Source organism: Mammaliicoccus sp. A-M4 (assembly GCF_022386955.1).
In the GTDB taxonomy this organism is placed as follows: Bacteria; Bacillota; Bacilli; order Staphylococcales; family Staphylococcaceae; genus Mammaliicoccus; species Mammaliicoccus lentus.
In genome coordinates, this window is the sequence record NZ_JAJNHH010000007.1 from 58,464 (window position 1) to 77,239 (window position 18,776).

An 18,776-nucleotide genomic window follows, 5' to 3' on the forward strand; every position below is an offset into this window, starting at 1 on the left:
TTTATTGATGAACAAAGGGGATGTCATACATGAATGAAGTAGGTTTTGGTACAGCAAACTGGGTCGCATTGATACTTTATCTATTAGGAACACTATTAGTCGGGGTATACTTTACTAAGAGAGCCGGACAAGATACAGAGGCGTTCTTTAAAGCAAAAGGTAAAGTACCGTCTTGGGCTGTAGGTTTTTCAATATATGCAACTACATTAAGTGCCATCACATATATGGGTACACCAGAGCGTGCGTTTAATACAGATTGGTCGTATGCTGCCGGGAATATCGCAATTATTGCAATCATACCGTTACTTATCTATTTCTATATACCTTTCTTTAGAAAATTAGATGTAACAACTGCTTATGAATATTTAGAAGAACGTTTTGGCGTTATTATAAGAGTTATTGGCTCATTGGCTTTCACATTATTCCATGTTGGACGTGTCGCAATCGTTATTTACTTACCAACATTAGCAATTACAGCCGTTTCTGATATTAACCCTTATTTAATCGCCGCATTGGTAGGTCTATTATGTATGATTTATACATTTATGGGCGGTATCGAAGGTGTTATTTGGAGCGATGTTATACAAGGTATTATTCTGATCGGTGGCGCAGTAGCAATTATCTTCTTAGGTGCGTTTCAAATTGATGGCAACTTTGCAACAGTAGCTCAAGAAGCAGTACAAGACAAGAAATTTATATCTATGGATAATTGGAAACTTGGGGGCGCAGCAGCTGCTATACCTATCATCTTTATTGGTTCCATATTTAATAACTTACACCAATATACGGCCAGTCAAGATATCGTTCAACGTTATCAAACAACAGGTTCTGTAGCTTCAACAAATCAGTCACTTTGGACTAACGGTTTACTAGCATTTATCACAATTCCGATTTTCTATGGAATGGGAACTGTATTATATTCTTTCTACAATAATACAGCAGCTTTACCAGAAGGATTTAACACATCCGCATTAGTACCTTATTTCATTTTGACACAAATTCCGCCGTTTGTTGGTGGTCTATTAATTGCAGCGATATTTGCAGCTGCTCAATCAACAATTTCATCTAGTTTAAACTCGATTTCAGCATGTGTCGTTGTCGATTTAAAACAAAGATTTTCTAAAAATAATGATTCTAAAAATGATGTACTTTTAGCTAGAATCATCATTATAATAGCAGGTGTATTCGGTACATTAGCTTCATTATATTTAATCAATCAAGAAACTAATGAAACATGGGATCTATTCCTATTAGTAACAGGACTATTTGGTGTACCAATTGCAGGGGTATTCGCTGTAGGTATCTTTACTAAAAAAGCAAACTCAATCGGTGTTATTATCGGTTTAATCGTTGCAGCAATTGCTTCGTACTTTATTGGTAAAACGGATATCACACCATTTACAGTATCAGTAATAGGATTCTTTATTGCATTTATCGTAGGTTATCTTGCGAGCTTACCATTCTACAAACAAACTAAGAATATTAAAGGCTTAACAATATATACGATAAATGATCAATACGTAAAAGAAACTAAATAGTTCGATTATAATAAATTAAACTAAAGTACTAAAAAATATAAAACAGTGGAGTCCGGGACATTAATTTGTCTCGGGCTCCACTGTTTTAATATTATTTATAAGTTTAATTTTACGACTTAAAGTTGATTAATCAGCTTTTTTTAATAATTCTTTCTTTAAGAATTCACGTTGTACTTCTAATGAATACGGATCATTATACCAGAAAGTTTGAGCATCAATTTCTATTACTTTATCATTCTTAACAGCAGGTATAGATTTGTACGATTCAGTATTAATAAATTCTGGTTTTTCTTGTCCTTTTGTTAATGGTAAGAATAAATAATCTCCAGAATATTTTTCAATTTCTTCTTGTGAAATTTTCTTCCATCCATCTTTTTTAACGTCTTTCTCAACACTTTCAGGCATTTTTAGACCAAATGCTTGGTAAAGTACTTCTGTACCTCTACCCCAGTTTTCACCATAGCTGTATATATCTTTTTGGAAAGCTTCGATTACAGATACAGTTGTATCTTCACCGATTTTCTCTTTAATTTCTTTACCATCTTTAGCAGTTTGTTTCTTCCATTTTTCTACCCATTTTTTTGCTTCATCTTCTTTGTTTACAAGTTTACCTAATTCAACTTGCATATCTAAATAATTGTGTTTGTTGTAGTCATATGGAATAGTTGCTGCAATCTTTTTATATTTGTTTAAATTTTTATCTTGGTTATATGTAATGATTAAATCTGGTTTTAATTTTGCTACTTGTTCAACATTATCTTCACTTACTTTTTCAATGCCTTTAATTTTATCTTTTAACACACTTGTTTGATCTGTTGATGCTGGAACTCCTACTGGTTTAACGCCTAAATGTAAAAATCCACCAACATAAGACGGAGCTAATACGACAATTCTTTTAGGGTCTTTTGGTATATCAATTTTTTTACCATCATCCAATGTGTAACTCACTGTATCATTACTAGATTTTGTATCATTTTTACTTTTGTCTTCTTTATCTTCTGATTTGTCCCCGCATGCTGCTACAATCAAAGCTAAAGCCAAAACTAATGTTAATAACTTTTTCATAATACCCTCCTGTTGATAACGATTATCATTTGCAATAAAGCAATTATATATTGTTTTCCAAAATATATCAATAAGAATTTTTAAATAAATAAAAAACTACCTTACAAAAAGGTAGTTTAAAAATTTATTTATTTTTGGCAGGTAATGTTTTCACCAAAGTGAATAAGACTACTGTTTGGAAGAATAACATTATACATAACCCTATTCTGATATAAAAGTTATCAACCATCCATATAGAAAAACCAACCACAATATATACACTAATAAGTAATTCGAATTTCTTTTTCAATGTATATCCTCTATATTTTTGAAAATCTTCAACATATTCTTTATATACTTTAGTATTTATAAGCCATTTATGAAAACGTTCAGAGCTTTTTGCGAAACAAAAAACTGCTAATAAAATAAAAGGAGTAGTTGGTAGTAAAGGCAATACAGCGCCTAAAAACCCGAGCGCAGTTGCAAGTATCCCGATCGACATGTAAACATATTTCATTTAACTACCTCTCTTTAGAATGATTATGTACATTATAAGAACGCCTAAGTTAAAAAAGCAAGTAAAAGTTATTTGAATATTGTTGGTTTAAATTTCAAATGATACAATAAAAGAATTATAAAAGATTAGAATTGAGGGATTTATATTGAAAAATGAACAGCTAAAAGGCACTTTACTTGTCTTATTTGGTGCTTCTTTCTGGGGTATAGGTGGAACAGTTACAGAAAAATTATTTACAGATTATCATTTACCTGTTTCATTGTTTGTAGCTGTTCGTTTAACACTGAGTGGTTTCTTCTTGTTATTAATAGCTAAACTTATTCAACGACAGCCTTTAATGCATATATTTAAAGTAAAACATTCATTATTTCAGCTTATTATCTATGCTTTATTTGGTATGTTAGGCGTCCAATATACATTTATGGCAACGATAGACAAAGGTAACGTAGCTGTGGCAACATTATTACAATTTCTAGCTCCTGTAGTCATTCTTATTTATTTACTGCTAACTAGAAAAAGTAAATTTAGAATTGCAGATATTACGATTATTTTATGTTCATTATTTGGAACAAGTTTATTATTGACTAATGGTAATTTTTCTACCCTTTCTGTTCCAAGTAATGCAGTTGTTTGGGGATTATTAACTGCATGTGCAGCAGCTTTTTATACAGTTTATGCTACTAAATTATTCATTAATTGGCCTTCGCTAGTAGTTATCGGTTGGTCCATGTTTATTGGCGGTATAGCTTTATCTATCATTAATTTAGACTTTTCATTTCCTTGGCATTTACTCGATTTAAAAGGCGTTTTATATTTTATTTTTGTCATCACTTTTGGAACAATGTTTGCTTTTTGGATGTATCTAGAAAGTGTTAAATACATAAGTCCTCAAACTACAGCATTATTTGGTGTGATGGAACCTGTTACTGCAGTTATCTCTTCAGTTATTTGGTTAAAAGTTTCATTTGGATTATGGCAATTAATCGGTATGATTATCATTTTAACAGTAGTACTTTATATGTCGATTGGTATGAAACCTAGACGCAAAAAACGTAAAAAGTATAAAGTTAATAAAGCTTTATAAACATAAAATACCAATAACGCTCATCTCCTTAAATAGATTAAATGGAGTTGAGCGTTAAATTTTCTTCTCTTATTTTGTTCTTTCTTCTCGTGCTTGTTTAGCTAACTTTTTAATAGTAATATCATCCATTGGCGGATTATGAAGGCCAGCTCTAATATCTCTATAATATCTTTGCAATGGGCGTTCCATCTCTAAACTTTTGGCACCAACAATTCTCATGGCGCTATCAATAATTTTAATTGCGTGATTAACGACAACATGCTTTGCTGCACCTATTTCTTCATTAATTCGTGCGTTTGTTATAGGTGGATTTTGATATTTATCGATTACACTATAAATATAATGGCGGGTTGTTGTAAGCTCTAATTCCATGTTCCCTATATTTTGCTCAACTGCTGGTATATCAGCGATAACACCTTCTATGCTACCTGGACTATACTCGTTTGCAAAATCAACAGCATAATCACGTGCAGCCTGTGCAATTCCTAAATAAACAGCTGGTATATGAAGGTTCCAAGGATTTGGTACGGCGCCACGTGGACCTTTAGATACTTCTACTAAATACTTTTTATCTATTTTCACATCGTCTAATACTAGATCATGGCTTTCTGTAGCACGCATACCTACCATGTTCCAATTTTCTGCAATTGTTAATCCTTCAGTTTCCCTAGGTATTAAGAAAAATCCTAGAGCTTCTTTTTCAGGGATAAAAGCTCCGACTAAAAAGTGAGTCAATCTTTGGCTCATTGTCGTAAAAGTTTTCACACCATTTATAATATACTCGTCACCTACTAATTTAGCATTTGTACTGGGTCTAGCACCACGAGTTGGACTTCCCGTATCTGCTTCACTAACCGCCCTATTAACGATTGCACCATTTAGAACTTCTTCAGCAAATTCATCCATGATTTCTTTATCCCATAAATTTTCTGAATATATTTGGCCAACGACACCCATATGCCATCCTATCGATAAAGCTGTTGCACCATCAATTTTGCCTAAAGTTTCTTGTAATATAATAACATCTTCAGGTGTCGCACCCTCTCCACCATACGATTTTGGCAATACTGTTTTTGTGTAACCTTCTTTAATCAACCAATTAATATTTTCATAAGGAAATTTTGAGTGTAAATCATTTTCTTCAGCATGTTTTTGTAAAGCCTCTTTATGATTTTCAATTTTATTAATCCATTTCTGTTGAAACTCTGTTTTAATAAATAAATCTCTGCTCATCGTTTTCACGCTCCTTAGTATCACTTTATCACTGTCATAATATGCTTTCAATACATATCCGACTGTATAGATAAGTTTTTAAGCATAAAAGAGAGTGGGATAGAAATCTCATTTTATTAAAAAGAATTCGTAGTCCCACCTTGTCAACTACTGTCATTATAATGAATAAGGCTGAGACATGTATTTATGCCCCAGCCCAAAAATTAAATTAGCACTAAATGAATACATTGAGAACACTATTATTTCTCATTTTAATGATTTAATATGATTCACCTAGTTCATCAAAGTCTTGATCATTATATTTATCTTCATCTAATTGACCAGTTAGTTTAGCTGTCGCTGTGCCTGCTAGCATAGAATCATTAACGTTTAAAGCTGTTCTACCCATGTCAATTAATGGCTCTACTGAAATTAAAACCCCTGCTAATGCAATAGGTAAATTTAATGTAGATAATACAAGAATTGCCGCAAATGTTGCGCCTCCACCTACACCAGCTACACCAAATGAACTGATTACAACGACGCCAATTACTGACAATATGAACGGTAAGTCTATATCTACACCTGCACTTGGCGCAATCATAATTGCGAGCATCGCTGGATAAATACCTGCACAACCATTCTGTCCTATTGATAACCCGAATGAACCAGCAAAGTTTGCTACGCCTTCAGGTACACCTAAACGTTGAGTTTGCGTTTGCACGTTTAATGGTAATGTACCCGCACTTGATCTAGATGTAAATGCAAATAATAATGTTTCGCCTGTTTTTTTAACATAAGTAGAAGGATTTAAACCAACTACTGTTACTAGAATTAAGTGAATAATAAACATCGTTATTAAAGCAGCGTAAGAAGCTAATACAAATTTTCCTAACGTCCAAACCGCTTCAAAATTACTTGTCATAACTGTTTTTGTCATAATAGCTAAAATACCATATGGAGTTAATCTTAATACAAATGTCACGATACCCATTACTAAAGCGTAAATAGCATCGACACCTCTTTTAAGTAAGTTACCTTTTTCCGGTTCTTTTCTCATCACACGTAAAAAGCTAAATCCAACGAAACCAGCAAATATTACAACAGCTATTGTAGATGTTCCTCTAGCACCTGTGAAGTCTAAAAATGGATTAGCTGGCAATAGCTCTATAATTTGGCTTGGTAAATTGTTTGCTTCCATATCGTCCGATGTTTGTTGAATTTCTTGTCCTCGACTATTTTCAACATCACCCATGTCTATTTGTGATGCATCTAAATTAAATATCATTGCATATATAACGCCAACTAAAGCTGCAACTGCAACGGTACCTATTAAGAACGTAAATATCCATGCACCAACTTTAGCAAAATTTTGTCCTATAGCTATTTTCGTAAAAGCAGAAACGATTGAAATGAATATTAATGGCATTACAATCATTTGTAGTAGTTTAATGTAACCAGTACCAATTACATCTAGCCACGAAGCTGTATTTTCTGTCACTTTAGAATCTACGCCATAAATCAAATGTAATACTAAACCTAATAATATCCCGATACCTAAACCTATTAATACACGCTTAGAAAACTTCACGTGTTTTTTACTTAAGTAGGCTAATACCCCTATAAATATTAAGAAAACAACAATATTTATGATTACCCATAATGTTTCCATTTAGTTTTCCTCCTAATTCTTTTAATTCCGATATACTAAATAAGAATACACGTAAAAAAAAGTAAATGCAACAAGATAATTAGTATTTTAAAAATTCTGATTTTATATAAAAACTAAAATCAAAAAGTTCTAACTAATTTATATCCGTTGCATTTACAAAGCTTGATTTATTATGCGTTATTTAGCTCTTCTAAGCTATCTTCAAATTGCCAACCTTTTTCCTCAAGTACATTTCTATAGAAAGGATCTTTGCCAATTAATTTAATTTCATCTGCTAATGATTCTACTTCGTCTAAATGGTGCGTTGTTAAAATAATTAAGCATGATGACTTTAGACTATTTAATAAGTGATGTATGTCATATCTTGATTTTAAATCTATACCGACAGTCGGCTCATCTAAAATTAATATATTTGGATTACCTAACAACCCAATTAACAAATTGACTTTTCTTTTAGTTCCACCTGATAAAGAAGAAACTTTCGACTGTCTTTCAGTCAAATTTAATTTTTCACAGTAAGTTGTTATTTGTTCATCAGTAATTGACTTTTTATACAAAGCTTTAAAGAATTTAATGTTTTCATTAACAGTCATATGTTCAAACAAAGCAATGTCTTGAGGTATATAACCTATTTTATTTTTTATTTGTCGATTATTTAATTTTTTTCCAAAATAAAATATATCACCACTAGTAGGTTGTTCAAGGGAAGCAATCATTCTCAGCAAAGTAGATTTACCAGCACCATTTTCACCTAGTAGAACAGTTAATGTCTTATCGTTGAATTCTGTACTAAAATCGCTAAATATATGTTTATTTTTATAATTTTTATTGAGGTTTTTAATCTTAATCATCAATACACCACCTATATTTGTATAAATACATATACAATATTTATAGCTATTGCCCATAATAAAGCCATAAATATTTTATGACTTAATGTATTTATTTTGAATAATAATACCGAAAGTCCAAATTCATAGATTAGCAATATTAAAAACGTTATCAAGTAAAATTTGAAACTTAATGACCATGATAAACATAATCCTATTATGAAAATGATAAAAAATAATAATAAAGTATGTGTTAAAATATATGTCAAATATAGTTTCATTTTAGTGTTATTAAACATTAGTAATCTTTCTAGAGCTGCATTTTGCTTCAACCTTTGATGTAACACAATCTGGCTTGTACTGATAACTAATAATAATGCAATAATTAATCCTGCGCTTATAGAAACGTCGGAATTTTTATTTACAGCATGTTGTTCCATTTTAGAGTTTGGCGTATCTTTTTTATATTCTTTTTTGATTGTTTCTAGACTTACATTCTGTCCTGATTTGTCTAAATGTTTTTGAATAATAATTGGAATTTGTTGTTCATATAGTGCTTTACTAGTTACTTCTAATGCAATCTCACCAATAAAATCATCTTTATAATATAAAGGTATTGCATCTCTTAAATTATTATTAGATAGCTTTTTGTTAAAACCTTCAGGTATTTGCATACTCACTATAGCTTGCTTTTTTTGAATAACATCTTCAATATAAGCTTCATCTTTTTGTAATTTAATTACTTCCAAATATTTAGTATGTTCCAAAGTATGAATTAAATTTTTAGATTCACTAGATTGATCCATATCTTGAATCGCTATAGGGACTTTAAATACTTTATTTGAAGAAGCTTCAACCATAAAAACTATACTTACAGTTAAAATAATAAAAAGTATTAAAATGATATATTGTACCCATTGTTTTAATACGACTAAATTGAATATAGGTTTCATTGGCGATACCTCCAAACTAAAGAAATAACCAATAAACACATAACTATTAATATATTCCAATAAAACATAGGGTGTACATTTAATATATAATTGTTAAGTATTAATTCTAATAATTGATTCATTACAATAGTAAAAGGCGACATATCTATAATATTATTAAACAGCCCTTTTAAATAAACAACAGGAATCGTTGCCCCAGAAAATATTAGTATAACGACAGTCAAAACAATTTTCCAAACATAATTAAATGCTTGTCTTGCTGTTATATCAATAAAAATAAATATAGCCGTCAATGCAAAAAGATAATATACAATATATATTAACAAAGTTGGCCAGTTATACATTTCAAAATCAGGATTCAAAAATTTTAGAATCAACCATAAACCAAAGCAACTCCATATAGCTGTATAAATTAAGCTGAATAACCCTCTCACAATAGTTAATTTTTCATAAGAGAAATGAAACATACTAAGTCTTTCCTTTAAGGCATTTTTTTGGTTCATTTTTAATATGCTGAATATAGAAAAGAAAAAGAAAAAAATGGATACAAAGTAAAATGCTACAATATAATAACTTGCTGTATCGTATACTTTTACTGGTTCTTCTTCGAAAGAACCATTTCTATTTAATCCTGTAAATAACATATCAGTCATCATAGTAAACAATTCTTCATCAGAAGCATTTTCATATACATGTGTATATGATAGTGCTCCTCCCATCGATAACATTAATCTACTATATACAGAATCTGTTAATTGCATAATAACTATGCTTTCGATGGACTGTGTGTCATATGTATTAACAACAATTGGAAGTTCTCCATTTTTATAAAAAGCTTTTGTCATGCCTTCTTTAAATAAGAAATAACCATCTATTTTTTTACTTTTTAATAATTTTGCTGCTTGTTGTTCATTATAATGCTCAATATTAAGATTATCTCCAAGTGATTGTCCATCACCAACAGCATTTAATATTAACTTTGTTTCTTTAGATTGATCTTTATCTACGATACCAATTGTAAAGCTGTCGTCTTTTTGGTTAAAATGTTGAATCCCTATCATTAAACCAAGCAATGCGATAAATAATAATAAAATATATACAAGCAAATACCACTTTTTAATTAAAAAAGAGTGGTATATGTTGAACAATTTTAAAGTCGACATATAACCACTCCTTCCATATTAATTAATATCGTTTGTTACATCTTTTACGATATCTTCAAATTTGTCTTGAACTTCGTCGCCAATATCATCTACTTCTGAAGATGATAAAGTATTAAAGTCTACTGCGCCGTCTTTTTTGAATTTAATATCTTTCTTCAATTCAGTTTTGCCATCAATCATTAATTTAATTGGCTCACCATTTTGTTCAAAACTTATATTAAATTTTTGTTTTTGCTCATTATTTTTAACATCAGTTGTTAAATTATTTTCATAATTTAAATCAAATTTGCTACCAGTTGAAGGTGTTAAAGTTACTGTACCTTTATCAGTACGTTTATCTCCATCAACTTTAGATTTATTATCTAATTGAACCATAGTATTGCTATATTCATTTTCTTTTACATTAAGTTTGTATTTATCACTAATGTTATCACCATCAGTAGATTTACCTTTTAATGTTATTACATCTTCGTTGTCAGGAACTGATAGTTTGTAATCAACTTGAACGCCATCATCAATAACGTTTGCTCCTGTTAATTTAACTTGTTCGTCATCTTTATTAGTGATTGTTAAGTCACGCTTTAAGATTTCTTTTCCATCTACAAATATAATTGACTTCACTTTTGGATAATTAGACTCATCTTCGTCTTTTGCTTCTTTTAATAAATCATCAATCTCTTTATTATATTCTTTAACATTACCTTGTTTTTCAGCAATTTCTTTGATGTCTTTATCTTTTTTCGCTTGTTCTAATACTGAAACAGTGATTTTTTTAGTATCTTTAGAGCTTAAATTCATCGTAACTTTCTTTAGTTTCTTTTCGTCACCAAAGATTTTAACTTTTTCTTTATCTTTTTTAAAGTTATCGTCATCTAATTGATCTACGATAAGATCACTATATCGTTTAGATATTTTATCTATTTGGTCTTGTGAAACTTGAGAACTTGATAAAATTGTATTTAAGTTTAATGAATCATTTGTAACATTATTACTTTCACCTTGATCAAGTGATTCTCCAGTTGCTTTTTCAATACCTTTTTTAATTTCATCATTTTTCACTTTATAAATACTATCAAATAACGGTGTTTCTAAATACTGATTGTTTTTATCAGCACTCCACTGGAAATTACCAATTTTATTATCTGCAATTGTTGGTTCAATACCTAATTTAGAGTTTTTCTTTTTTGGATCATGTCCTACATTAAATATAAGATTAGTTGAATCTATAACTGATTTTGGTAGCCCAATTTGTGATAATAGACTATCCGGAACTTCAACTCCCAGTTTATAAGACATTTCATAAGACTCATCTTTCATTTTGTCTTGAAACTTAGATTCGTTTTCAAATCTGTCATTAAAATAATCTTTCCATAAACTTGCTGACTTTTGCTCACTTAATAAATATGTATTCTTTGGGGTGTTAGTTAAAAAATAATAAGTCGCTGCCCCACCAATCCCTACAACAGCAACAAATGCAACTACTATTGCTATAATAAGCACTTTAATTTTAGTAGACATATTCTACACCTCTTTTGATTTGATAACATTATCATATCAAATGTTACAACTTTATAACATATTATTTTGAAATTAATTATATTTTTTTAAAAATACACATTTTTCCTGGTTTATTATAACTTTCAGCCATCTTATTTTTTTCTATTTTAATGATTTGGGCTTTAGAAGGCCAAAAAGCTGGTAATATTAGCTTATTATATTGCTTCCATAGAGGATCAATATAATAATAAAAATGTTCATCAAATCCTATTAATAGTGTTACATGTATATTTGAAACTAACTTTTTATTATTTCTTCCTATTTTAAATGTTTTCCAAACAGGCGATTGACCTAATTTTGTATGATAAATTAAAACCGGATGTTTTTTTGCTAATATGTTCTCTAATTCATACAGTGTTGTACCTGTACCGTCTACCAAATCTGCATCAAACTTATTAAGGTAAGGTGCTAAAACATTGGGAAATATACTTTGGTGTCTTATAAAGCTAATTAAAAATTGATTGCCTACATAACCTTTTTTAGGGTTATCAATATGTGTTGGCCAATCTTTCATTATAGTTATAGCATCAATTTTTTTATAATAATAATTCAGTAACATTGAACTTGCTACACCTTCACACCCCATAACCATCGGTATAGGAAACAACTGACTTTTTGGCTTTACAGATAACAACACTTTCATAATTTCATAACTCCTTAAAATTTATTTAATAAAGATAAAAAGTGTCCCTAATAAGGCACACTTTCGATTTTTATAAAACTTCTCCTTCAATTTCCATTAGTAAATTTTTAATTTTTCGATGTTGTATTTTTGAGACTTCAATTGCTACAGTTTTTTCATCTTTATCGTTTCTCTTTTTAGAAATTAAACCTTTTTCTTTTAAATTTTGAACTGCTTTAGATATATAATAAGGCTTAAACTTTGAATTTTTTATAATATCTTTAACATTATATCAATCCTTTTCACCTTTATATATATAAACTAATATATATAGTTCTTCAAATGTTAATACAAATTGGCTTTTTATTTTTGTTAAATGTTCTTTGGCTTTCTTGCTAACTGTAACTAATTCTACTACATTTCTAATTTGTACGGCTTCCATTGCTTACCACTCCCCAAGTTAAAATAGCTATTTGTTGAATTGGTCGATTAAGCATTTTATCTTTCTTATAGCATATTTTTCCTTTTCAACACAATGAATTTTTATTTATTTATTATTTTATAATAAGTTTTAAAAACATTCAACAAAATTTGTAAAAACAGGAAATTAACTTCCATTAAATCCTATAAATCTCTTTAATATCAATACTTTTATGGAATAGAAACTAAAATATTTACTATCGTCTTTATTTTAAAGTTCTTAATATTTTAATAATAATTACTTTTAAAATATAAAAATAGAAATTGTAGTTAAACCTGTTTTCAAACAAAAAAAGTAGTAAAAACTCTTAACGAATCAAGAATTTTTACTACTTTTAAATTGGGTGTGGGAAAGAAATCTCGTTTTATTAAAAAGATTTAGTATTCCCAACCTGTTCATTATTATGATTAATAATTATTTTTTCTTACCTAGTGTATCGATAAAGCTTAATGCAGATAAACCTAATAATTGTAATGCATGCTTAGATCCTTTAAAACCGTGGCCCGCTTCATAGTGTTTATAAGCTGCTACTGATAATACTGATCCAATAATTAACGATCCTAATCTTGAGAATGTTTTGCTGAATGCACTTAAGAATAGAAATGCTGAACCTAATACTTCAAGTCCACCAGTTAATTTCATTGCGTTTCTAGAAAGACCAAATCCTTCTTCAAATTGTTGAGCCATACCGTCATCGTTTTTTACTTTCGGTTGACTAGCTTTAAATAACTCTTTACCTACATATACGTTTAATAAATATCTTAACATTACTAAATTTCCTCCTTATTTTTCATATAATCATCAACAATTGGCTTAACTTTTTCGCCTAATAGTTTAATAGATTTCATCACTTTTTCATGAGGCATAGAGCCTACTGGTAAATGAAGCATAAACCTTGTTATACCAAGGTCTTCATGAAGCTTAATGATTTTGGCTGCAACTGTTTCTGGACTACCAACAAATAATGCGCCATGAACAATTTCTTGTTCAAATTTTTCGATTGAGTACATTGGCCATCCTCTTTCTATGCCTAATTGATTAATAACATAAGCACTAGAAGGATAGTATTCTTGTTTAGCTATTTCATCAGATTCTGCTACATAACCCCAAGAATGCGTAGCAATAGGTAACTTACTTACATCATGTCCTTTAGATTCAGCTATCGCTTTATACATCGCTACATTGCGTTTAAAACGACTTGGCGCACCACCTATAATAGCATAAGTAATAGGCAAGCCCAATTCCCCCGCTCTCATAGATGATTCTGGATTTCCTCCTGTTGCCAACCAAATAGGTAATTTCTCTTGTACAGCTCTTGGATAAACATCTAATCCATTAATTGATGGTCTTGTTGATCCTTGCCAATTAACAGTTTTATTCTCATTAATATTTAACAATAAATCTAGTTTCTCTTTATACAAAATATCATAATCTTTCAAATCATATCCAAACAAAGGAAATGACTCTATAAATGAACCTCTCCCAGCCATAATTTCAGCTCTACCATTGCTCAATGCATCTAGAGTTGCAAATCTTTGGTAAACTCTCACTGGATCATCTGAAGAAAGGACTGTCACGGCAGAAGATAATCTTATTTGATTTGTTTGAGGAGCTGCTGCTGCTAATACAGATACTGGATCAGATACTGCATAATCTTCTCGATGATGCTCACCTAAACCATATATATCCAATCCTACTTTATCAGCTAAAATAATTTCTTCTACAATTTGATTGATTCTTTCTGATGCTGTGAAAGGTTTATCAGTACCATCGACAGGAGATAACTCTGCAAAAGAGGAAAGACCTAATTCAAACTTCATATTCTCACCTCGATATACTATTTATACTAGATATAATTATAATACTATTTTAATAAATGTCAAGGTTCTTGTTAAATAAAGATTTAAATTTCTATACTTAAATACGCCCTTAAAAGTAAACATTAAAAATGAAAACTTTTAAGGACGTATATAGAAATTATTTATTCATTCAATTTACAATATTCTAGTAATGCTTCTTTTAAAGGTTTTGTTAATTCCAAATTCCTTATATCATCAATTGTCATAGGATCTAAATAAATACATTTAATAGGGATATCATTTTCAAAAGCTACTACTGCCTCCCCATCAACACTTCCTTCAAACATCACTTCTACGGTAGGAAAATAGAGACCTAATACATAAATGAGCGCATCTCGATATCTTTCTCGATTTTTAATATATTCTGCTACTTGATCGTCTTGTATATAATAAGCATCTACAAGTGTCATGCCTTCTAAATGTTTAGGTATGGATGTAATATGCGTTTCTGTCGAGACATTCTTTCTTTTTTTAAGAAATTTAAACATATTGTTATCTTCCTTTAACTTTATATTCTAATTTGATTTACTACGTTGATATTCTTGATATTCAAAAAATACTTGGAATAACATAATAAGCATAGCAGGATGATAATCATTCGTTTGAATATCAATTTGATGATTCGAAGCAATTTTAAACCTTTCAGACTTTGTTTCCATCAAAACTTGGTTTCGCTGATTTGTTACTCTTACTGATCTAGAGATAAATCCAGATTCAAATACTAATTCATCATTGTTTATACCTTTAAATATCATTTTAGGTTTCCAACCTATTTTAGTTTCAACAACACCTATTTTTTTATCGTTCTTAAAAACTTCCCATACTGTTTTAAAAGGCGTTTTAAGTTTACCTTCTAAACTTTTCTCTTGGAGTACAGAATAATTTCCACCTTGAAATTCAATGATAAAATTATGTTTTTTTCTTCCTAAAATCGCAAAAGTTTCTTGATGCGTTGATGTATAATATAAACTCAATTTATAAACTGGTTCTTCATACTGATTGAAAACGTCGATGGGCTTTGTAGAAGATCCGAAGAAGTTTTCTTTAAAATGAAATTGATTCATACATTATCTCCTTCAATAAGTATTTATTGATTTCATTTTATCATAGCCTTATCCCTTCCTCTATAATCGAATGTATTTAATATAAATAACTTATTAATTATTTTATTTACTTCCTCTTCAGCACTCTTCTTTATTGAAACAAGTACCATTCTTTCATCTTGTTCATTTCTATATTTCATAACATAGTTTAGTTTGACTAATGCTTTAACAGCTTTATTAATCTTCACCATATCCCAATTAAATTTAAGTTTTATTGCTTTCAATGTGCATACTTCATTTTGATATTGTTGAATAAGTATCAATAACATTAATTGATCCATACTTAAACGATATCCCTCTACAATATCTTTTTTTATTGAAACTAATTGGTCATTTATATAAAGCGTAACTTCTATTATCTGATTTGTATTGATAGTGTCATATCTTTCAATTAATAATGTTTTTAAATCTTTTGTTACTTGATGAATTAAAGTTTCAATTTTTATTCTGTGACGAGTTTCTACTATTATAAGTATTTTTCTCTCATCGTCTTTTGCACGTTGCTTTTCATAATAATCTAAATCTTCTAAGTATGAAATGACATGCGTTAACATTGTCTGATTTATATTTAGCAATGCTTTAAGTTCTCCTGTAGTAAAAGATGATTGTTCTTTACGATTATACATATATTTTAATATTTTCAAGTGATACATATTAATTTCAAATTCTTTTTTTAAGTACTTCTTTACTTGGCTATTTACATAATTCATTCTTAATAAATCATTAATTTGCTTATTCATTTATAAAAACCACCTTAATTAATTAAATTTATTTTATTTTTATATAGATATGTTTAATAAAACTTGGTGATGAATAATATTGAACAATTAGATTATTTGGTTCTTTCACAATACTTACTTCTCTCAATTCTAAATCCATGTTCGTTAACAATTCATTATTACCTAGCTTAGTGTTTTCGCTTATGATGATATTATTTGGCCTACATACAAAACTATTTATTTCTATATTTTTCATTTTTATTCTTTGATGCATCATTTTAAAACTATGTGTATTTGGAAACACGAGTAATTGATATTCATAAAAATAATTCGTTAATAATATATGCTCATTAAAATAAACAATTTCTCCTCTTAATCTTTTCAGTGTTAACATCAATTCAAACAGTTGTCTTTGGCTTTCAATGTTTGATTGCTTTTCTTTAATCATAAAATGGCTGCTTTGAGAAGGGATCATACTATCTATCCATATGTCATTTATAAGCATCGTTACTTTTTCATTATGAAATACACTCCATTTAAATATTGAAACAAGTGATGTAATTCTATTAGGAAATTTAGGTTGGTATAATATGTTGAACGAAGGGATATCTTTAAATTTTTCGCTTATTTCCTTGTTAATATCAGTTTCATTTTTTATTTTATATAATATAAGAAAATGCGAGTCCAATTTGTGAGACATTCGATGAGCTAAATAATCATTGCGAGTGTTTAAAATGAGAATCATGGTTGCATCTACTAAATATTTAGAAATTGTCTCAGTTATAATATTGAATTGCTGATAAGAAGTATCAATATAAAACTTAAACGATTGCATTCCGTAATAATATGTACATTCAGTCAAATAAATTAATAACTTTTCAAAATAAATTAAAAAGTTATTTAAACTAGAATGCTTATTCAATTGAATTTCAAATGAAATATCAAATTGGTTTTCTAAGCAAAATGAAAATATTTGATCAATGATTTTGTTATCTTCAAAACCTAGTTCGTAAAATTCACAAAGTAATGCATGTGAGAACAATAAACAATATTTACCGTATTCTCTACGCATGCATAATAACTTAGATTGGTGATACTGGTTTGTTAAAGTTTCCTTATGAGTAACATAAACAAGTAAATCAGGTGATAATACATTTGATGATTGAACATCTCTCATATCAATTTCTATATTATCCTCTACAATTAAACTCATTTCTGATTCTCTAATGAATTCCCGTAACATTGAAAAATCATCCATTAAAGATGTCTTATCATTACGAAACGAAAAATATTCATCTTGATACATTTGTTTTCTAAATTTCCCCGGTGTAATATCGTATCGCTCTCTAAAATTTTTTATAAAGCTACTTTCATTACTATATCCATTATCTATAGCAATTTGAGATAAAGTGTGAGCAGTGTACATTAATTCATAACTACTATAAATCAATCTTACGTCTTTTAATAAATCGGTAAATTTCCTACCTGTATGTTGCCTTAATTTATTTGAAAGTTTCCTTTTTGAATATAGGCTGGTCCTGGCTACCTCTGCTATTGTTATTTTATTTTTATTATTCTTATAAACATAATCTATAGTATTCGCTATATCATAATATACTTTATCTCGGCCATAATTTAAGTAATTATCGTCAATAACTCTTGAATCGAAGAGTAATTTTGCTACATCATTAATACTTCCAAATATACTTTCTAAAACATTCCTATTCTCCCTACCTTCCCTATTTAAATAATTAGAAATGAGTTTAATCATGCGCGCCTTTAATAAAGCATTATCTATTTTATTTGGATTTAGAAAATAACGCTTATTAAAATGATATATTTCATCTAATTCTATCCTCGAGAGTGTAAGACAGGCGATGATTGTATCTTTATTGGTGATGACACCAAAAAGTTCAAGATCATTTATGATAATGACATCGCCACTTTTATATTCATTTTTAGAATGATTAATAGAAATACTTGCTTTTCCTTCTATTATATATAGGACAATAATTCCTAAATTAAATTCATATTGTATATTCAACGGATGATAAATTTTCAAATTACAATCATGTAGCATAACTAACACCTCTATTTAACTTGCAAAACCTTATTAATAAGTAAAGTAATTATAATTCAAAAATTATTGATAAAAATACTTTATTTCTGACTTTTTATTATGAAATTTTGTACTTATTTAATTTCGTTAAAATCAATATTTTTTAGTAAGGTAGTATGAATCAGTTGATATAAATTTATAAAGTCAAATATTTATTTATGTCTTAAATATTACAATCGTGTAACAATAAAAAATATTTTAAAAGAAAATTGCTTATAAATACTGTTATTAAAGCATTTTAAACTCATATAAAAGTGTTCAGAATTATTACATGAAATCTTAAGATATTTAAATTAAATTACA

The 18,776-nt window shown here is 29.0% G+C and carries 19 protein-coding genes; 2 read left to right on the plus strand and 17 right to left on the minus strand.

Features of this window, described 5'->3' with window-relative positions:
• Positions 1-29 precede the first annotated feature (29 nt).
• Positions 30-1,538, plus strand: a complete 1,509-nt coding sequence (locus LQ682_RS07590) for a sodium:solute symporter family protein (RefSeq protein WP_103268742.1) — start codon at positions 30-32, stop codon at positions 1,536-1,538.
• Between the two features lie 126 nt (positions 1,539-1,664).
• On the opposite strand, the gene LQ682_RS07595 is transcribed toward LQ682_RS07590, so the two are convergent.
• A complete protein-coding gene (locus LQ682_RS07595; RefSeq protein WP_147641177.1) occupies positions 1,665-2,603 on the minus strand; it encodes an ABC transporter substrate-binding protein in 939 nt (312 codons plus the stop codon).
• A 124-nt stretch (positions 2,604-2,727) separates the two neighbouring features.
• Positions 2,728-3,099, minus strand: a complete 372-nt coding sequence (locus LQ682_RS07600) for a YbaN family protein (protein ID WP_017000934.1) — start codon at positions 3,097-3,099, stop codon at positions 2,728-2,730.
• A gap of 145 nt (positions 3,100-3,244) precedes the next feature.
• Between LQ682_RS07600 and LQ682_RS07605 the strand changes: the two genes are divergently transcribed.
• Positions 3,245-4,183 carry an EamA family transporter gene (locus LQ682_RS07605; RefSeq protein ID WP_082892494.1) on the plus strand — a complete coding sequence of 313 codons (939 nt, stop codon included), beginning with the start codon at positions 3,245-3,247 and terminating at the stop codon, positions 4,181-4,183.
• A 69-nt stretch (positions 4,184-4,252) separates the two neighbouring features.
• Here the strand turns inward: LQ682_RS07605 and LQ682_RS07610 are convergent, their stop codons facing one another.
• The 15 genes from LQ682_RS07610 to LQ682_RS07675 form a co-directional block, all read right to left on the minus strand.
• A complete protein-coding gene (locus tag LQ682_RS07610; protein ID WP_239705483.1) occupies positions 4,253-5,416 on the minus strand; it encodes an acyl-CoA dehydrogenase family protein in 1,164 nt (387 codons plus the stop codon).
• Between the two features lie 259 nt (positions 5,417-5,675).
• Positions 5,676-7,067 (minus strand): L-cystine transporter, encoded by a 1,392-nt coding sequence (locus tag LQ682_RS07615; protein ID WP_064204602.1) that lies wholly within the window; start codon positions 7,065-7,067, stop codon positions 5,676-5,678.
• 170 nt (positions 7,068-7,237) lie between these two features.
• A complete protein-coding gene (locus tag LQ682_RS07620) occupies positions 7,238-7,918 on the minus strand; it encodes an ABC transporter ATP-binding protein (RefSeq protein ID WP_017000931.1) in 681 nt (226 codons plus the stop codon).
• Between the two features lie 11 nt (positions 7,919-7,929).
• Entirely contained in the window at positions 7,930-8,850 is a 921-nt protein-coding gene (locus LQ682_RS07625) for an ABC transporter permease (RefSeq protein WP_239705482.1), read from the minus strand.
• Positions 8,847-10,013, minus strand: a complete 1,167-nt coding sequence (locus LQ682_RS07630; protein WP_239705984.1) for an ABC transporter permease — start codon at positions 10,011-10,013, stop codon at positions 8,847-8,849. The genes LQ682_RS07625 and LQ682_RS07630 overlap by 4 nt, the downstream gene beginning before the upstream one ends.
• An 18-nt stretch (positions 10,014-10,031) precedes the next feature.
• Entirely contained in the window at positions 10,032-11,531 is a 1,500-nt protein-coding gene (locus tag LQ682_RS07635) for a DUF6583 family protein (RefSeq protein WP_017000928.1), read from the minus strand.
• Positions 11,532-11,607: 76 nt separating this feature from the next.
• Positions 11,608-12,213: a C39 family peptidase gene (locus tag LQ682_RS07640; RefSeq protein WP_231051571.1), complete on the minus strand. Its 606-nt coding sequence runs from the start codon at positions 12,211-12,213 to the stop codon at positions 11,608-11,610.
• A 70-nt stretch (positions 12,214-12,283) separates the two neighbouring features.
• On the minus strand, positions 12,284-12,469 hold the full coding sequence (locus LQ682_RS14280) for a transcriptional regulator, SarA/Rot family (protein ID WP_481817270.1): 186 nt from the start codon (positions 12,467-12,469) through the stop codon (positions 12,284-12,286).
• Between the two features lie 15 nt (positions 12,470-12,484).
• On the minus strand, positions 12,485-12,634 hold the full coding sequence (locus LQ682_RS07645; protein WP_239705479.1) for a hypothetical protein: 150 nt from the start codon (positions 12,632-12,634) through the stop codon (positions 12,485-12,487).
• A gap of 453 nt (positions 12,635-13,087) precedes the next feature.
• Complete coding sequence (locus tag LQ682_RS07650) at positions 13,088-13,441, minus strand: hypothetical protein (RefSeq protein WP_017000924.1); 354 nt, start codon at positions 13,439-13,441, stop codon at positions 13,088-13,090.
• Positions 13,442-13,443: 2 nt separating this feature from the next.
• Positions 13,444-14,493, minus strand: coding sequence for an LLM class flavin-dependent oxidoreductase (locus LQ682_RS07655; RefSeq protein ID WP_239705478.1), 1,050 nt, complete (start codon positions 14,491-14,493; stop codon positions 13,444-13,446).
• A gap of 161 nt (positions 14,494-14,654) precedes the next feature.
• Entirely contained in the window at positions 14,655-15,020 is a 366-nt protein-coding gene (locus tag LQ682_RS07660) for a hypothetical protein (protein ID WP_064204606.1), read from the minus strand.
• 27 nt (positions 15,021-15,047) lie between these two features.
• Positions 15,048-15,596 (minus strand): tubby C-terminal domain-like protein, encoded by a 549-nt coding sequence (locus LQ682_RS07665; RefSeq protein WP_017000919.1) that lies wholly within the window; start codon positions 15,594-15,596, stop codon positions 15,048-15,050.
• A 32-nt stretch (positions 15,597-15,628) separates the two neighbouring features.
• Entirely contained in the window at positions 15,629-16,375 is a 747-nt protein-coding gene (locus LQ682_RS07670) for a transcriptional regulator, SarA/Rot family (protein ID WP_103268993.1), read from the minus strand.
• Positions 16,376-16,403: 28 nt separating this feature from the next.
• The gene (locus tag LQ682_RS07675; protein WP_239705477.1) at positions 16,404-18,434 is read right to left on the minus strand and encodes a helix-turn-helix transcriptional regulator; all 2,031 of its coding nucleotides are present in this window, start codon (positions 18,432-18,434) and stop codon (positions 16,404-16,406) included.
• Between the last annotated feature and the right edge of the window lie 342 nt (positions 18,435-18,776).